13 protein-coding genes and 1 riboswitch are annotated in these 18150 nt (G+C 31.4%); of the genes, 1 reads left to right on the top strand and 12 read right to left on the bottom strand.

Features of this window, described 5'->3' with window-relative positions; all coding sequences use genetic code 11:
- Window positions 1-5: 5 nt before the first annotated feature.
- Both EV214_RS06740 and EV214_RS06735 read right to left on the bottom strand, forming a co-directional pair.
- Window positions 6-1013 (bottom strand): LacI family DNA-binding transcriptional regulator, encoded by a 1008-nt coding sequence (locus EV214_RS06740; RefSeq protein ID WP_132244017.1) that lies wholly within the window; start codon window positions 1011-1013, stop codon window positions 6-8.
- Between the two features lie 168 nt (window positions 1014-1181).
- Window positions 1182-1601: a YjdF family protein gene (locus tag EV214_RS06735; protein ID WP_132244015.1), complete on the bottom strand. Its 420-nt coding sequence runs from the start codon at window positions 1599-1601 to the stop codon at window positions 1182-1184.
- Between the two features lie 401 nt (window positions 1602-2002).
- On the opposite strand from EV214_RS06735, the gene EV214_RS19080 reads away from it, so the two are divergent.
- The gene (locus tag EV214_RS19080; RefSeq protein ID WP_243116581.1) at window positions 2003-2596 is read left to right on the top strand and encodes a peroxiredoxin; all 594 of its coding nucleotides are present in this window, start codon (window positions 2003-2005) and stop codon (window positions 2594-2596) included.
- Window positions 2597-2616: 20 nt separating this feature from the next.
- Here EV214_RS19080 and panD read toward each other — a convergent pair whose 3' ends face one another.
- From panD to EV214_RS06680, 10 genes are all read right to left on the bottom strand, one after another.
- Window positions 2617-3000, bottom strand: coding sequence for an aspartate 1-decarboxylase (panD, locus tag EV214_RS06720; RefSeq protein WP_132244009.1), 384 nt, complete (start codon window positions 2998-3000; stop codon window positions 2617-2619).
- A gap of 320 nt (window positions 3001-3320) precedes the next feature.
- On the bottom strand, window positions 3321-4544 hold the full coding sequence (locus EV214_RS06715) for a GGDEF domain-containing protein (RefSeq protein ID WP_165916285.1): 1224 nt from the start codon (window positions 4542-4544) through the stop codon (window positions 3321-3323).
- A gap of 93 nt (window positions 4545-4637) precedes the next feature.
- Window positions 4638-4726: riboswitch (cyclic di-GMP riboswitch) on the bottom strand.
- A gap of 318 nt (window positions 4727-5044) precedes the next feature.
- Complete coding sequence (locus tag EV214_RS06710) at window positions 5045-5995, bottom strand: 3'-5' exoribonuclease YhaM family protein (RefSeq protein ID WP_132244005.1); 951 nt, start codon at window positions 5993-5995, stop codon at window positions 5045-5047.
- A gap of 237 nt (window positions 5996-6232) precedes the next feature.
- A complete protein-coding gene (locus tag EV214_RS06705; protein WP_165916284.1) occupies window positions 6233-8350 on the bottom strand; it encodes a YcdB/YcdC domain-containing protein in 2118 nt (705 codons plus the stop codon).
- A 179-nt stretch (window positions 8351-8529) separates the two neighbouring features.
- Window positions 8530-9675 carry an aminotransferase class I/II-fold pyridoxal phosphate-dependent enzyme gene (locus EV214_RS06700; protein ID WP_243116579.1) on the bottom strand — a complete coding sequence of 382 codons (1146 nt, stop codon included), beginning with the start codon at window positions 9673-9675 and terminating at the stop codon, window positions 8530-8532.
- A gap of 18 nt (window positions 9676-9693) precedes the next feature.
- Window positions 9694-9981 carry a winged helix-turn-helix domain-containing protein gene (locus tag EV214_RS19075; RefSeq protein WP_243116578.1) on the bottom strand — a complete coding sequence of 96 codons (288 nt, stop codon included), beginning with the start codon at window positions 9979-9981 and terminating at the stop codon, window positions 9694-9696.
- Window positions 9982-10134: 153 nt separating this feature from the next.
- Window positions 10135-10701 carry a nitroreductase family protein gene (locus tag EV214_RS06695; protein WP_132244001.1) on the bottom strand — a complete coding sequence of 189 codons (567 nt, stop codon included), beginning with the start codon at window positions 10699-10701 and terminating at the stop codon, window positions 10135-10137.
- Between the two features lie 55 nt (window positions 10702-10756).
- Window positions 10757-15646 (bottom strand): cytidyltransferase, encoded by a 4890-nt coding sequence (locus EV214_RS06690; RefSeq protein ID WP_132243999.1) that lies wholly within the window; start codon window positions 15644-15646, stop codon window positions 10757-10759.
- Window positions 15647-16151: 505 nt separating this feature from the next.
- Complete coding sequence (panB, locus tag EV214_RS06685) at window positions 16152-16985, bottom strand: 3-methyl-2-oxobutanoate hydroxymethyltransferase (RefSeq protein ID WP_132243997.1); 834 nt, start codon at window positions 16983-16985, stop codon at window positions 16152-16154.
- Complete coding sequence (locus EV214_RS06680; protein ID WP_165916283.1) at window positions 16986-17855, bottom strand: Rossmann-like and DUF2520 domain-containing protein; 870 nt, start codon at window positions 17853-17855, stop codon at window positions 16986-16988.
- Window positions 17856-18150 lie beyond the last annotated feature (295 nt).

Genomic DNA, 18150 nt, shown 5'->3' with positions numbered 1-18150 from the left:
CTTTTCTATCTATGCATTGTTGATTTCCGAATAATCAATTCCGTATTTAAAACGACTTTTTCTTTTGTTTTTACTTTTTTTTCTAATATATTTATAAGCATCTCAACAGCGCTATAGCCTATTTCATAACTAGGCTGTCTAATCGTTGTAAGTTCTGGATCTACAAGTGTTGCCATATATATATCATCAAAACCAACAATGCCAACTTCTTTCGGTACTTTTATGCCTGCCTCCTTTAATGCTTTTACTGCTTCTATTGCAATTAAATCGTTCCCACAAAATAACGCATCAAAATCTATGTGCTTCTTCAATAACATCTTAACAGTCTCATATCCCCATCCACTTTGGTAAGTTCCTTCGAATATATTTTCTTCTTTATATGGAATATGGAATTCTTCTAATGCCCTTTTATATCCCTTTAATCTTTCAATAGAAGGATGGGTACTAAGTGGTCCGGATAAGAAAATAATATTTTTGTATCCACAAGATAATAAATGCTTTACCCCTTCATATGCTCCTAAGCAATTGTCTACTGTTATTTTTCCTTTTATATCTTTTAAATCAATATCTCTATCTACTAAAATAATCGGTACTCTATTATTTCTTAAATGCTCAAATTCATTCATTCTTTTTGAAGCAGCAGTAAAAATAATGCCATCTACCATTTTTTCAATCAGCATACTTACATATTTTTCCTCTTTTTCAATGCGATCGTCCGTATTACAAAAGATTATATTGTATCCCTCTTCATTGGCTTTATCTTCTGCACCTCTTGCAAGTTCGTGGAAAAATGGATTCCTTATATCTGGAATAACCAACCCGATTGTTTTTGTCTTTTTAGTTACAAGACTTCTTGCAGCAGTATTTGGTATATAGTTATATTCTTTCATAATATTTAATATTTTTTCCCGTGTAGGCTGACTAATATTCTCATCTTTATGGTTAATTACTTTGGATACAGTTGCTGTAGAAACCCCTGCAAACTTAGCAATATCTTTAATCGTAACTTTCATTTTGTTCCTCCGATGTTAGGTAAACGTTTTACTAAAACGTTTACCTTGATTTTATCATTTTTTTTTTAGTATTTCAAGCATTTATGGTTGTATATTTTTTGTTTTTGTGATTTTGAATTTAACTTTATAGCCACTTAAAAAAGAATGTATTGTATAATACACTCTTTTTTAATGTCCCTTTTTCTTCTCTTTTTTCTTTTGCTGTTTCAACTCAAATTTTATTCTTTTTTGTTCCTCTTGATATTCCTTTGAAATTTTCTTTCTTTCCTTTTTGTTTACAGAATACTGTTCCTTTAAAGCGAGTTGTGCTTTTGTACCCATACCAATATTCTCTAATTCTTTTTGGATCTTTCTCTGCAATCTTTTTGGGTTGATCTTTTTTTCTTTACCTTCTCCATTTTGTATTGGATTACTAAATTTTATACGAAAATAATTTTTCAATATAAAATCATGTACCTCATAATCCTTAGGCTCAGGCCCAAATATAATTTTTGCTGTTTGATAATGGTCGTTTTCCATTTTTTCAATTAATCCTATCCAAAATGGTCCTTCAAAAAAAACAGTAAATTTCATTTTTACCTTATTCATTTTTCTCCCCCCATACAATCAATGCATAGAGAACGGACGACCCGAGGGGGAAGGTTACTGACATCTTCTTTTTAGATGCGTTCGGACTACCAACCGAAACTGTGTTTTTATCTCTACGTAAAATTAAGTTGAAACAAAATATATAACATTATTTCCTACTATTAATTATACCAAAAGGAAATTTTTGTTACAAATCATTTATTTTTTGGATGTATCTTAACAAAATAATGTGCTATCACATATTATATATTGTAAAATATTGCACTAAAAAGTTTTAGAACTTTTTTTAGTATGACATAATAAAAATTATAAAAGGAGGCTTATCTATGCAAAACCCATTTTACTATCCATATGGCTATTCTTTCCCTAAATATAGAAATCATGTATCTACCCATGAAGATATGAAACCTATCAAAAATACAGGATATTATGATTATTTTGATTTAGGAGACCCTGCTCCTGAGTTTACATTAGAAGGTATTGTAGATAAAAACCCCACCAAGGTTTCTCTTAGTGATTATAAAGGAAAATGGGTTGTATTATTTTTCTATGGTTCAAACTTTACTTTTGTCTGACCTACTGAGCTTGCAGCAGTTGCTGACAAATACAAAATTTTTCAGGGATTAAATACAGAAGTATTGGCAATCAGTACAGATAGTATTTATTCTCATAAGATTTTCACCCAAACTTCTCCATCTGGGAAAAAAATAAACTATCCTCTTTTATCTGATAGAACGCAAGAAGTCTCAAAACGATACGGTATATTAAACGAGAAAGGTGGATTTGCCTATAGAGCTACTTTCGTCATAGACCCCGAAGGAAATATTCAAGCTTTTTTAGTAAATCCTCAACCTGTTGGAAGAAATATAGCTGAAATCATAAGAATCATACAAGGGCTACAGTTTAACAGAAAAACTGGTTTAGGTGTTCCAGCAGGATGGAATCCTGGAGATCCTGGGATAAAGATGGGCTGGGCGTATGTTGGTAAGTATTAAAAAAGGGACGAAATCGTCCCTTATTTTATGTCCCCATGCATTTCCATATCACTTTTTTCAATCATTTTATTATTTCCATTCACAAAAATTACCTTTGGTTTAAAACTTCGTGCATGTTCTTCCTCAATCCAGCAATAGGCTATAATAATCACATGGTCTCCTGGCTGGACAAGTCTTGCAGCAGCACCATTTAAACAAATCATGCCACTATCAGCTTCCCCTTCAATAACATAGGTTTCAAGTCGTGCGCCATTATTATTATTAACAATTTGAACCCTCTCTCCTGGTAAAATTCCTGCTGCATCTATTAATGTCTTATCAATTGTAATACTTCCTACATAGTTTAAGTTCGCCTCTGTTACTGTAGCTCTGTGTATCTTCCCCTTATGCATATTTAACAACATTTATGATTCCTCCTTGTCCATTTTTCTAAAATTAAAAATACCCTCTCTAAGACCGAAGTTTATTCTCGGGCATAGAAAGGGTATTGTATCATCAAAATTCATCATAACATATACAATAATAGCTTTTATCTATAACAAAAGCTATTCTTTCCCATTCAATAACCTATTCAGTCCCTGTCCAAAGGATCAGTGCAAAATTCAGTATGAATGTTATTCTTTTTTATATGAAAGCTTAAAGCTTTCAATGTAGATCAGCCTCATTTTAACATACTATATTTACAAATACAAATAAAATCCCTATTTATTTTCTGCGCATGTAACTAAATGATCGTTCCTCCAATTAAAGATTCATCCCTTAATTCATGATTGAAAATCATAAAATTATTGCGTCCATTACGCTTTGCTTCATACATCGCCACATCTGCATGTTCTAATAAAGTTTCCACATCTGTTCCATGGTGTGGAAGTACTGCAATTCCTATACTACAAGTAATAGATAACGATCTTCCTTTTACACGAAATCGTTGTGAAAATGTCTCAATAACTCTGTTGGCGATACCTATCACTTCATCAGCAAAACAAATATTTTCAAGTATAATCATAAATTCATCCCCACCAAGGCGTACAACTAAATCATCCTTTCTAACACTTTCTTGAAGCCTTCTGGCAACTTCTTGTAAAAGTCTATCTCCTGCAGCATGGCCCAATAGATCATTTACCATTTTAAACTCATCTACATCTACAAACATAATGCTCATCATATTTTTCTTTTTTAAAGTATTCTTGATCGCTAGCTGTAATTTTTCGTCACCATATCTTCTATTTGGAAGATTCGTAAGTGTATCATGATATGCTAAGTATTCAATTTCCTCTTCATTTTTTTTATGGCGTGTTATGTCAGATATACACAACAATAAATACCTTCTTTCTTCCACATGAAATCTTTTTATACGCATATCAATCCAAAAATCATTGCATTTTTTACCTAATACTTTTATTTCTTCATTTCCTTCCTCGAAATATTTTTCTAAGTTGTCTAGATCGATGCTGTCCATTATATTGCTAGAAATACATTCTTTAATGCATTTTCCAATGCATCCATCTTTTCTATTTAATAAAGACAGCGCTTTATCATTACAATCAACAATCCTTAAGCTACTCTCTTCTAGAATAAAAATAGCATCCATCATATTTTTAAATCTTATTTTCTGAAATTGGTTTCTTTCCACAGCAACCCTTTCTTCTTTAATTTTATGCAATGTTTTAAAATATGAAAAAAGCAATACAGCCGTCAAAGAAAATAAATATATCCCTACATCAATACAGGTATAATCTATTACTAAACACCCTATACAATGCATTCCTAAAATTAGGGCCACATATATATTTGAAGAAAGTAATTCATTGAAAAATGTACTACTCATTACAATAACAATTAAATATAGGAGTGATGCAACTACTGGAAAATTATTTATCACATTGATTATAAAAAAGCAAATACTCACCAAATAAATTGCTGCAATGGATAAAAATTTTCTTTTCAACGTAAACATCTCCTTTTGAAGTATAAATAAGCATAAAACGCCTATAAAAAATAGGCGCCTTACATTTTTATGCATATAAATATTCTGTCATGCTTTGGCAGCCTGGCAATCATAGAAATAAATTCATCTTCAGACCCATGGCTTTGCGTCCTTACCTTTCGATAAGTTTGCTATTAACAACATGAAATACTTTGTTCTATTTAGTTATAAAACACGATCAACCTCCATAAAATTAGTACTTTTATACTATTTATTTATTATATTCTATATCTTCTATATTTTCCCTTCTTTTTTAAAAAATAATCTTCCCTATATATATATGCACATCTTCTTTGAAAAATTCGCAATAGCCCCTAAATTTTTCAATAAAAAACAAACCAAACTTTACTCATTTGGTTTATCTTTTTATTTTTTTATATAGTCTCTTCCCATGAACAAAAAGTATACTCATGTATTAAATATTTAACTTGCAAATCTATAGCACATCCTTCTTTTTTCTTTTAAAGAGATGATTGATACAATCTTCTATTCTCTAAAGACCATATAGGCTGTGTAAACTCTCCTGGTTTTATATTTTTTAAGTGATCCTCCATATCATACATTCTTGCATCAATCATATCAATATAATGCAACAATTCACCCTCTGGAATCATTGGTTTTTTAGGGCTTCCAAACTCAGGTTCATAGTGATGGGATAGAACCATATGTTGTAGCAATAAAATCACTTCTTCATCTGCTCTTAATTCTTCTCCCACCTTACTAATTCGATTTATTCCCATACTAATATGACCAAGCAATTGTCCTTCTCTGCTATATTCTGCAATCCCTAATTCATCTGAATCCAATTCCTCTAGTTTTTCCATATCATGCAGTAATATTCCTGCAAATAATAAATCTGTATTTACATTGGTATACACTTGACTTAATTTTTCTCCAGTTCTTAGCATTCTTAATATATGATATAAAAGTCCTGATCGAATGGCATGATGCAAAGATTTTGCTGCTGGATAATACATTAATTTTTCTTTTGATGCCATAATAATTGCATCCACAATTCCTTTTATATCTGTATTTTTAATTTTTTGTACAAACCCATATAGCTCATCAAACATTTCTTCCGCTTTCAATGGCGCTGATAGGACAAAATCTTTAATATTTTTCCCATCACTTTCATTTGCCAATCGGATTAAACTAATTTTTAGTTGTAGTTTCCCTTTCCATTCATTTACGTTTCCTCTTAGCTTTATTAAGCTTCCTGCTGGAGATGTCGCCTCTTGTCCCGGTTGACAATCCCAAAGTTTACCATTTATTTCACCTGTTTGATCGATTATAGTCAAATCTAAAAAGTTTTTATTATTTGAAGATAACTTTCTTTCTATTTTTTTTACAATAAAAAACCCTTGTATCTCATCTCCTGCTTTAAATTCTTGGATATTTTTTTCTGCAACCATTCTCTTTCCTCCTTAAATTTTTACCTCTCTATTATTTTATAACTTTTTTATAAAATCTTCCAATGTTAAATAAAAAAATATAACAGGAGGTAGTCTAATGCAAAAATATAATTTGCTGATAATCTAACAGTTATTGTAATACAATATTTAAAAAGCACTATCAATATTTATTGAAATTCAATAATTTTGATAGTGCTTATTTATTATCCCTGCATTAGAAAATGAAAAACAAACCCTTTATCTTTTAAGATAATGATAAATCATTATTGCAGCTTCTCCTCTTGTCATTTCTTTTTTAGGCTCAAATACATCATTATTTCCTTTTACGATCCCTAATCCATTTGCAATGGTAATATACCCAATTAAATTTTTTGATGCTTGCTCTATATCCTTAAAAGGATATTTATAGATACCTTCAATTTTTGCTACTTCGTCATATTTTAAAGCCCTTATCATAAATTTCACACTATCTTCTTTTGTTAAAAAATGTTCCTCTGATTTTTCATTTTCTTTTACTATTTTTTCTCTGATTAAATAGTCATACATTTCTTTGATTGCTTCATCCTCTTTTCTATTAGAAGCATAATAGTTTAGCGTTTTTACAAATAAACGGAAGAAATCTTTTTGAACAATTTTTTGATCTGGCTTGAATGTGTCCTCTTCAAATCCAATTCCATACTTGGCCAAAGCTTGTATTGCTTCTTGTGCATCATGCCCTTCTATGTCCCTATAGGCGATATCTTTTTGTTCTTTATAAGGTTTCCCATCATAGTTTAGTATTTCTAAGCTTCTCCCATCAAAAATAACAGGTTTTCCTGAATTTAGCGCATATACAAGTTTTATTTTTCCATCTTTCTTTTCGTAAGGTACTCTGGCATCCTCTAAACTACTCTTATACTGAAGTTCTAGTCCTATATCTTGAAACATTTTATCATATGCTTGATCCAATGAAGCTATATTTTTTGTTGATGGGAAATTCACATCAAACCATCTTAAATCAAAGCTTCTTATTTTTCCTGTTACTGCATTATAGCCCACTGTTATCGCATTATCTCTAAAAGGAATATTGTTTACTTTTCTTGTATATGTAAAGGTATAAGAACGGGTCTTTTTAGTCTTCTCAACATCAGCATTTTCATAATCATCTTTATCATATTCTGTTTGAATATATTGATCTTTTGCAAAACCTGCCAAGAATTTTTCTACTTCTTTTTTAGAGGTTTCTTTATCAAATACTGCCTTTTCATCTTCTCTATACTGATCAGAAAGGTAGAAGCTTTTGATTTTTCCTGTGATTCCATCAATGCCTACATTCACATAATCAACCACGCTTTCTCCATTTTCTTCTTTTTCTTTATTGAAATAGAGATACCACGTAAAATCTTTTTTTATAAGCCAATCCCTATTTAAACTAGCATTCATTAGTTTAAAAAATTTAGTAAGTTCTAGGATCTTTGTATTTCTTGCTATTTTTTCAGCGTCTTCCTTTGATAGTAGTTTTGAAGCTTCTTTTACAGCTTTTAACTCTTCAGGACTTAATTCTATTGCTGCTCCATCACTTGAGACCTCTTCTTTTGCATTCCCTCCTCTTCCATAGCGTATAGGATACTTCATTTCTACTTTTTCTCCTGTAAAAGCATCAATACTTGCATCCTGCTTGTATTTACTCGTATACACTAAATAGGGTTTGATTGCTTTTTCATCATATCTATATTTGTAAATCATCTCTAATCCTAATTTTTCTTGGAAAGCTTTTTGGGCTTCTTCTAATGAAATAATTTTTTCAGGTTTTGGAAAAGAAAATACATCATTCCAGTTACAATAAAAACTCGTCACTTTACCCGTTTCACTATCTACTTCCGTTCTTACATTATTTCCATAAAACGGAATATTGTTAATCATTCTAACATAATGGTATCCATATTCTTCTGCTATTTGGTTGTGCTGATCTGCTTCATATTTTAATTGTGAAAACAGGTTTGCATCTACTTTTTTTATAAAACCATCAGCAATCTTTTTTCCTTCCTCTTTACTATATTTAGGAAGTTTCTTTTCATCATAATTTTTATATCTATTTGAATAATAAGATATGATGTGCCCTGTATCATTTATAGACACTTCTATGCTTCCATCCTTATCTTCCTTACTATGCCAATGCATATTCCATACTTTTTTGTCATCTAGCATGTGTACATCATAGTTAAATTCAGTAAAATTATCTGGAATATAAAATTTTTCTTTTGCTAATTTAATTACTTTTTCAAGCACTTGATCATTTTCTGCAAAAACATACAAGGGACTTACAGACCCTAAGATCAATGAAATCATTACTAGTAAAGCAACAAATTTTTTCATGTTATCACTCCTCTTTTTCATCATATATTATAAGACGCATTCCTTATGGAAAAAGTTCCATCTGTTGTAAAAAAAACATTTCATTTTATAATAATATGCTTGTATTCCATGATTATTTCTGAAATTCGAAACAAAAAAACATCTGAAAATTCACCTAGATGTTCTTTTGTTTCAATGCATTATCTTATCATCACAATAAAAGTATATACTAACTTCAACCCATAATAGATCATCACACCACCACAGATTAGATTAATCCATCTCATAACTTTTATGTTTATATTGTTTCTAAAGACAGATGCAATAGTTGTAATCCCAGTAAACCAAAAGAAAGAAGCCAAAGCTACACCCAAAATAAATATATTCGCATCTACTACTGGAAGAGATGCTCGAAATCCACCTTTTGGTTTGTTCCATATGGCTATATCAGAAAAATTTCTTTCTAAAGCGTTTAGCGCTACTTGCCTTCTAATCCTCAATTTTTCTCTTACTTCCAATATGTTTTCTTCATATAATCCACTCGCCATCCACTCTGCTAATGCCCATTGAGAAAGAGAGCTAGACCCATAATCTGTCTGCATTTTAATATCTCCTAAACGGTTTACAACAGGCTCAGGACCTACTAACCAACCAATTCTAAACCAAGGCGCTAGCGTTTTAGAAATACTTCCCAAATATAGCACGCTGCCATTTTTATCTTTCGATTTTAATGGTTTTGGTGGTAATTCATCTAGCCACAGTTCTCTATAAACATCATCTTCAATAATGGGCACTCTTTCCTTTTCGCATATTGTAATGATTTTGTTACGTCGTTCTTCTGGCATAATGATTCCTGTAGGATTATGAAATGTAGGAATCGTATAAAGCAGTGTTGTATTTTTATTACTTCTTTTTATTTCGTTTACTCGGATTCCATATTCATCCATAGATAATCCTGTTAATTTCATTCCTGTAGATTGAAATACACTTAGTGATTTTATATAAGAAGGTTTTTCAACAAATATAGTAGAGCCTGGCTGAAGGATTCCAATAGATATTAATTGTAATGCTTGCAATGCACCAGAAACAATAAGAATACAATCTGGAGATACATCAACCCCATGTTTTTTTAAATATGCACTGATAATTTTTGTTAAAGGTAATAACCCCTTCGGCTCTAAATACCCTAAAGACCCTATCTTATCTGAAATGCTCTGAAATACACTTTGCATTTTTTTTCGTGGAAAAAGTTCTGGAGAAAGTTCTCCTGTTCCTAGCCGAATCATATTTGGTTCAAACTCCAATTTATTAATTAACTGAATGGGCTGTAAATTTGGTTTGTGCACACCACTTGCAATATAATCCTACCAATTTGGTGGAGATATGGATGCAAGTAGTGACCAAGTATTATTCACAATACTTGTGCCTTTACCACTTTTCCCTTCAATTAACCCTTCTGCTTTCAATTCATCTAAAGCTTCTACAATGGTACTTCTATTCACCTCAAAAATCTTTGCTAATTCTCTTTGCGTAGGAAGTTTACTTCCTATTGTCCATTCCCCATTCCTCATCCTATCCTTACTATAATCAATGATTTGTTTGTATAAAGGAATGGAGGATTCCTTATCTGGTTTCCAGTTAATTGTTAACAAATAAAAGCCCTCTCTTTCCTTAAAAACTTAAGTGAATTCTTGCTACATACCTTATATCTTAATATATTTCTATTTTTTTAAGTATTTACCTTTTGTTATATTAAAAAAGTTTCTGCCCATTTTGCAGAAACTTTTTTAATATAACACAAATTTTTAATGAATACCAGCATATCTATCATTTTCTGTATATGCTTCTCCCCATTGATTTAAGAATACATGCGCCCTTACATCTTTCTTTCCTTCATGACTTCTTACTTCTGCCACTTCTCCTATAGGAGTCATTGCAATCACTCTAAAGCTTTCAGGAATAGAAAGTGTTCTTCTTACTTCGTCCTCTTTTAACGCTGCAATCCAACATGTACCATATCCTTCATTTGTTGCAGCAAGCACGAAATGTTCCATAGCAATGGCTCCATCTACCAAGTAATATTCTCTTTCTTGGATCACGCCTGAATCTAGAGGTTCTCCTACAACTACAGCAACCATAGGCGATTCTTTGATCGCATTTGCCGCCTTTTTTGTTTCATTCATAATAGATGCAGCCAAGCTTTCTTTTTTCCTTTGATCATCTACCAATATGAATCGATAGGATGCATTGTTTTTCCAAGAAGGTGATTGCATGGCAGCGTCAACCATTCTTTCTAATCTTTCTTTTTCAATAGGTGTGTTCTTAAATGCTCTTATACTAGATCTGTTTTTAATCACATCATAAAATTGCATAGTATCACTCCTTTGTGATTATTATGCACAAAGGGAACACTATTCATGTAGATATTTATTGATTTTCATGCCTATCAACCATAAGCATTTTTAGTCTGCTTAAATGCTCTAAATCATTTCTTAGATAGTGTGATGGATGTAAGCTTAAGTCATAATTCATATCTTCTCCATGATCTGGATATCTTGATGCAATAAATACTTCCCCAAGATTTCTTAATGTAAGACTTCTTTCATTTATTTTTTGGTATTCTTCCTCTAATGTTTCTAGTATTTCTATTGCATTTTCAATACAAGTCTGTGACAAATGATAGATCGTATCTTTTTTCGCCCCACGAATAAATGTAGGTACGGTATATGGAAGGATCAAATTTACAGAGGGTACCAAATTTGTTTTTAAATCATCTCCTCTCCATAAAGTATCTCCTCCTATAAAAGGATATAAAAAACTTTCATTAAACCACACCCTCAATTTAGGTATGAAATAGGCACAATCCACTTTTCGATTCTGCATATCCATAAGTTCCTTTCCTCTCCCTGAAAGAATCCCTACAATAATTTTCTTTACATTGATCTTTTCATTTTTCAAAAGAGGATCAATCGCTTTTATTCGATACCCTTTGTTTAATAGATCATCTACCAATATGACAGGTCGATTAAAGGAATGAATCATCTTCACCTGATTTTCAAGATCTAGATAATTCGGATACGCCTCAATGACAAATCTTTTCATATCTGGATCAAAAATTTTCTCTGTATGCATTGATTTTGTCACTGTATTAGGGACTATAGCGCCATTTAATATTGCTCCAAAAGGAACACACATATCTGTTCCTAATTGTCTTGGTACCGTAGGAATGGTAGACACCCTATTTTCATCACATATTTTCTTTATGAGATTCTCATAGACCATATTTCTATCAAAGGATATTACCAAATTTCCAGGGTAAAGCTTTGTTATGGCTTCTTGAAGTTTTTTTCTTGAATGTCTTACCATTTTCATCACATTTTGATTACTTCTGAAGGGCTCTTTTATAATAGATTCTATATCTAGATACAAAGAACAAGGATGTGTCATACTTACGACAAAAACAGGATTCTCTTCATGACATATTTGTTCAAAGCCTTGGCATTTTAATATTTCACTGATGCATTCAGCGTTAGTGCCATGCATCATATTTTTGTAAACTGCATAAGTATAATCCTTTGGTAATGCATAAGCTAACGTTTCCGTCAGCATCATTTGTTCCATATTTTCAAATTCTTGTTGATCCTTTACAAAAATACCATCCATCACTAAAATCCTTCCAATAGCATGTTTTCTTATATATTCTGAAATATTTTCATCCTTAAATTCCTTAAAAAGCATACTGGAACGTACCCAATGGAAAGCTGAAACCCCTAGGATCTCGCCATTTTTCTCAATAGAACGCAATATTAATATTCTTGGATTTAATTTTTTTGAAAAATTTTTAAGTTTTGCATAACTTTCTTCAAAATTCATAAATGATAAAGTAGATAATTCACTTAAAGTCTTCCCCCCTAAATTTTTTACCAACTCTACCGATACAGATTTTGTTTCCATCAAAGTTTTGTATTGCGGTTCTCTTCGATATAAACCTTTCTCATAAATAAATTTCTGTGCAATCGGATCAATCAGCTTTGAGATCTCTCGATTCTGATCAATATAATTCCTAATCTGTGTAGAACTAATATCTTCATATTGTGGCGGAAGAGATAATCGAATCACCTTGTTTTTTATATTTTTTATGGCCTCATCTATTTTTTTATCATCATCATCCTTTGAAAGCGTACTCTTTCTTTCAAAAATAATATGTGAAAAAGATTGTATTGAATTTGGGTAAACCGCTTTCTTATACGCAGATGCATTCAAAACAACGTCGCTTCCCGTAACAATATGTACATCTGCATATGGAAACGATTCTCTTAGTACCTTCAAATCACTATCATTGGCTATATTTGTAGATAAGCCTTTGGGATATAAGTAAATGCCAAGTTCATCTGCAATAGACATTTTTATAATATCTCTTCTCATTAAATGGGGTTGTGTTTTTTTAGACCAAGAAAATTCATCTACGGCTAAGTATACTTCAAATCCAAGAGAACGAATTTCCTTTGCAATTTCTTTGTGTCCCAAAGAAAATGGATCAAAGGTTCCTGGAAAAAAAGCCACTTTCTGTTGCAGCTTGACATCTAATTCTCCCTCATAAAAGGTATACGCAGATATAAAACCATAGATATGCTTCAATGCTGCAGCATGGATAAAAAATGTTAAGATCTTTTCTTCGTTTTCTTCTCCAATCAATGTGAGTAGCTTTTTTGCAATAAGCTGAAAGATATTATTCTTTTGTGAAAGCTTCAAATGCTTTGACCCAAAAATATCTTTCCCTATGACGCGAAAAGCCGCTTGCTTGACTTGAACGTTATAATGAACCAACCCATTTTGTAAAACACTCAGCATCTTTACAAGACGCATATCATAATTTTTTTCTTCTTCTTCAAATAAATCCTTATATACATGATAATTTTGAGTTGCTACACCCATTGTCTTAAGAAGCAGTGTATTACTTTGTGCATTGGCTTGTTTAATTTTTTCAATTAAATCCTCTATGAGTTGGTCTAATTCAGTAGGCTTTAAATAAAGCATCAATTTTCCAAGATATTTAGGGATATACTTTGCAAATTGGTATCCTTCTATTTCCAATCCTCTTAAAAGTTCAACCACTACATCATTTCTTTGTTCAAAGGGTATGTGCGGGACAATCGAAAGCAATGCTGTCCCTGCGTGATTTCTGATACTTGCATTGTCACTTACCTTCAAAATATTACAATAGTGTATAGCTGTATAGCGGCCAATTTTTTCTACGTGGTTCATTGCATATTGAAGTAAAAAGTTGATTTGTACTTTTTTAACCACTAATTCAGTAGATGTTTTCAAATTACTTAAAAAAATATCTGAGATATTTTTTTTATCTTCACGATAACCTTTTTTATAGTTTTCAATAATTTTTTCATCTAACGCGAAATATTGTGCAATTTCCCATTTTAAGAAATTTTCAACAAAAACATTTGCGTGATTATCACTTTTTATAAATATTTCTTGCAATCGCCTCTTTATTTCCTTGTCTAAAGATGCTTTATGTAATAATTGATACATGTTTTCAAACCCATATAATCTTAAACTAGGGTCTTTTGATAAGATCATTTTTTGTATAAAGTTCATAAACTGATCTATAAAAATCTTGTCACATTCATTTAACGGGACATGCTTTGCAGTTTCCAATAAATATTTTTGTATGTTTTGATCTTCATAATCCTTTTCATAATATTTTAATAAAACTTCTATATATCCATTGATTTTACTTTTATCACAATTAGATAATAATGTTTCAAAAATGTTGCTAATACTACGGCCTAAGTATATACGTTGCTGCATAATCGCCTGTGGATCAGGATCAATCAACAAATCCAAATATTTGTCTAACACTACATAGCTATTCATTTCTGATGGTTTGAGGATCACATCTTTTGGAACTTCTTTTCTATATGCCTCATCAAAGTTAGCTATTACAACACCCATAATTTCTGCACATTTTTTTCTTATACATTCTCTAGGATGCATCAATTGTTCATATAAAAAATTGATAATAATCATTTTTTGTTTTTGCGTCATATAGGTATAATATTCCTCAAATACATGGAGATATCCTCGAAGATTGTTCAAATCAATTTCACTTCGCGCATTCTCTAAAATGGCATTTAAAGAAGATTCATCTCTCAATTTATCCATTACATAAATATTATGTTGAATAGACAGGTATTTTATATTTTCTATAATTTCTTTTCCTTGCATCAATGTATACTGTTCATTTTTGATATTTGAAATATTCTTTTTATTTTCTGTTTCTATTTCTGTATGAATTCCTAAATGCATCATATAATTTTCAAAATCCTTTAACTTTGCATAAACGCGATGCAATCTTTTTTCTTTTGCTTCATCTGCATTATCTAGCTTTTGCAAGATAAGATCAAAAGATTCTTTCAATGTATATATATACATTTTTCCCATATTCTCTATTTTTTTCTTTTTTACACGAAAATCACAATAAATCAAAACCAAAGATTCTAGTGATAAATTCTCAAACTCTAAATCCCAAGTAGCATGATTTACAGCAATATTTCCAATGTAGGATATATTGTGTTTTTTAAACCATTGATCTGTATAATAATATTTTAGGTAAGATTCTCTTTCCCTTTCACAAACCCTACACCCAAATTTTCCTATATCATGTCCTGCTGCAGCACCTGAAATTCTTCCTAAATCTATAGGAAGTTCTGCTTTTTTAAGTTGTCTTCCTATAAAAAGCGCTAAGGTGTGCACGCCACATACATGCTCTAATGTATTATATCCTATAACTTCTTTTTTAAATTTCATCATTTCATAGATATATTCATTTTCAAATGCTTCTTTAAATCTTTTATATTCATCCATGCTTTCCAAGTCATATTCTTCTCCAGTTAAAAAACGAATCGTATATAACGCATCGTCTACTTCCTTTTCAAATTCTGAAACCATTCTTAATATATTTAAATAGATAATACAAGGTTTATTTAATATATCGCGTAATTCAATTTCCACTGCTTTCGGAAAAGATTTGCTAAGCACAAATTGATAGATATAATTCAACCAATTCTTAGGCCTATCCTCTTCTGCCAATAAATCCATCATTTCGTTACATAACCCCAGTACAGCCTTACAGCTAAAATCTTTCTTTTCAATCATTTCCTCTATTTTTTGTTGAAAAGTCTTATCTTCTATATGCTTATAAATAAATTCTATCTCTAATGCCCACAACGCTATAAAATCAGAATGTAGTAAATGTTCAGAAATTTTTTCGTATAATTTATTACTTTTTAAATGTTTCATTATTCGCCTCCTGTTATAAAAGTTTTGCTAAAACCCATCTTCTTAGTATCATTCTATGAAGACTTTTTCATATCCTTTATATTTTAACGAAATTGTAAACTGCTATATGCTAGATCACATTTTAATAAACTTCTCTTTTTTTCGTTTTTATCCACTCATATTTCTTTATTTCATGCCATTTATAAACTCCTTTATTTGTATAAATGGCATCTTCCCTTATCTCATTTTTTATACCTTTAAGCAGCTTTAGTGCACCCTCTATACCTATCATACTTCCAAGTAACACAAGCCATATTTTAGGAGGTCTGAATTTCTATAAAATATTTTTTCCCACCTTTATGCACATGTGGTAGATTTTGCGTACTAGTCTGGGAAATTTAACATAACCTAACCGCTCCTATTCATATTTTATAGGAATATGGAATATTTTTCAATTTAAAAGAACAGAGACTCGTTCCCTGTTCCACATAGATTCAATAAAACTTTTATATAAAATAAATTATCACTAATACAACTTCTCAATCACTTCATCATCTATTTGAAATGTATGCTCCTTACTTGGGAATATGCCCTCCTCCATTTCATTCACATAAGCCTTTGTAGCATCTATAATTGCCTCATTTAAATTTGCATATTGCTTCACAAACTTAGGTGTAAAATCTGTATACATGCCCAACATGTCTTGTGTTACTAAAACTTGTCCATCACAATATTTTCCTGCACCAATACCAATTGTAGGAATATCTAGCTTTTCACTAATAAGCTTTGCTAATTTTTCAGGCACACACTCAAGTACGATAGCAAAAACGCCTGCTTCTTGAAGAAGCATCGCATCTTCAAGAATTTTTCTTGCAGTTTCTTCGTTTTTTCCTTGTACCTTAAATCCACCGAACATATTGATTGACTGAGGGGTAAGGCCTAAGTGTCCAATAACAGGAATCTGTGCCTTCACAATCGCGCTTACTTGATCAATAACATCTCTTCCCCCTTCAAGCTTTACTGCGTGCACGCCACCCTCTTGAATGAGTCTCCCTGCATTTCTCACACTTTCTTCTATACTTATATGATAAGATAAAAATGGCATATCGCCGATCACCATCGCACGTTTTGCCCCTCTTGAAACTGCTTTACAATGATGAACCATATCCTCCATCGTTACCTGCAAAGTATTTTCATATCCAAGCATTACCATTCCTAGCGAATCTCCTACCAATAAGCTATCTACTTCTGCTTGATCTAAAAGCTTTGCTGTCGAATAGTCATAAGCTGTAAGCATTGAAATCTTTTTTTTATCTTTTTTTGCTTTTTGAAAAGAACTTACTGTAAATTTTTTTGACATTTAGTCCACCTCTTTTAAAATATTTTTTAAATGCTCTAATTTATTTTTGTCACTGCTTGTTTGCTTTTCTGCTAATTCTACTGTTTTTAATCCCACCATTTTATAAAATGTAAGATCTTGCGGTTTTATATTTTTTATTACTTTCATATGATTTTCAATCGTTCCTATGTCACCCCTTGCAATAGGTCCTGTTAATGCATTTTTGGTTCCTAAATGATCAATATTTTTGATGGTTCCTTCAATCAGGGGATATAACGCCTTGTATCCTTCTTTCTCATCGATCCCAATGGAGGAGAATAAAGATAATCCATAATCCATTAGCGTAACGAGATAGTTCGATACAACACAAGCTGTTGCATGATAAATACCCTTTTGCTCTGCTGTCAGCTTAAAATAATGATTCCCAAGGGTTTTTAATATATTTTCCATTACTTCTATTTTTTCTATGTCTCCTTCGATACTAAAAACTGTGTTTTCTAAATCTTCTACAGATTTTTGAACCTCTGCAAAAGCTTGAAGGGGGTGTAATGAATAAATATAGCAACCCACTTCCTTGGCTTTTTTTAAAATATTTGAAGAAGATGCACCACTCATATGTACAAGTATTTTTCCTTTAGACAGGTTTCTTTTTTCTACTAGATTATTACAAACACTTTCAACCACATCATCTTTTGTGGTAATGAATAAAATATCTATATGCTTTATAAGTTCATTCACATCTATAACGGCAACACTATCCGTAAGTTTAGCAGCCTTTTGTGCAGACGACAAAGTTTTGCTAAAATAGCCATGAATATGAAACCCCTTGTTTTTCAAATATATACCAAATGCCGTTCCTACCTTCCCAGCGCCAATGAACCCTATTTTCAATAGTTTCCTCCCTCTCCTTATTAAAATTTTGTATGTGTCTATCATAGTTTCTGATTTCATCCATGAAATTTCAAATAAAAATACCCTTCTCTGCCTAAAATTATTATTGGACAGAAAGGGTATAAAGATGCAAAACAATAACATTGAACGCATGAAAAGCTTTTCCATGTTCAAAGATATTCCCACTCATAATTTCTTTCGTCCCTGTCCAAAGGATCAGTGCAAAATACATCATTGTAGCTATTCACTTTTCAGCAAAACAAATTTTCAGTTTGACTGTTTCCATGTCAACTAA

It is taken from the genome of Marinisporobacter balticus (genome assembly GCF_004345705.1).
Taxonomy (GTDB): domain Bacteria; phylum Bacillota; class Clostridia; order Peptostreptococcales; family Thermotaleaceae; genus Marinisporobacter; species Marinisporobacter balticus.
Note: the sequence above shows the minus strand (reverse complement) of the source record. Positions and strands in the feature narration are given on the sequence as shown.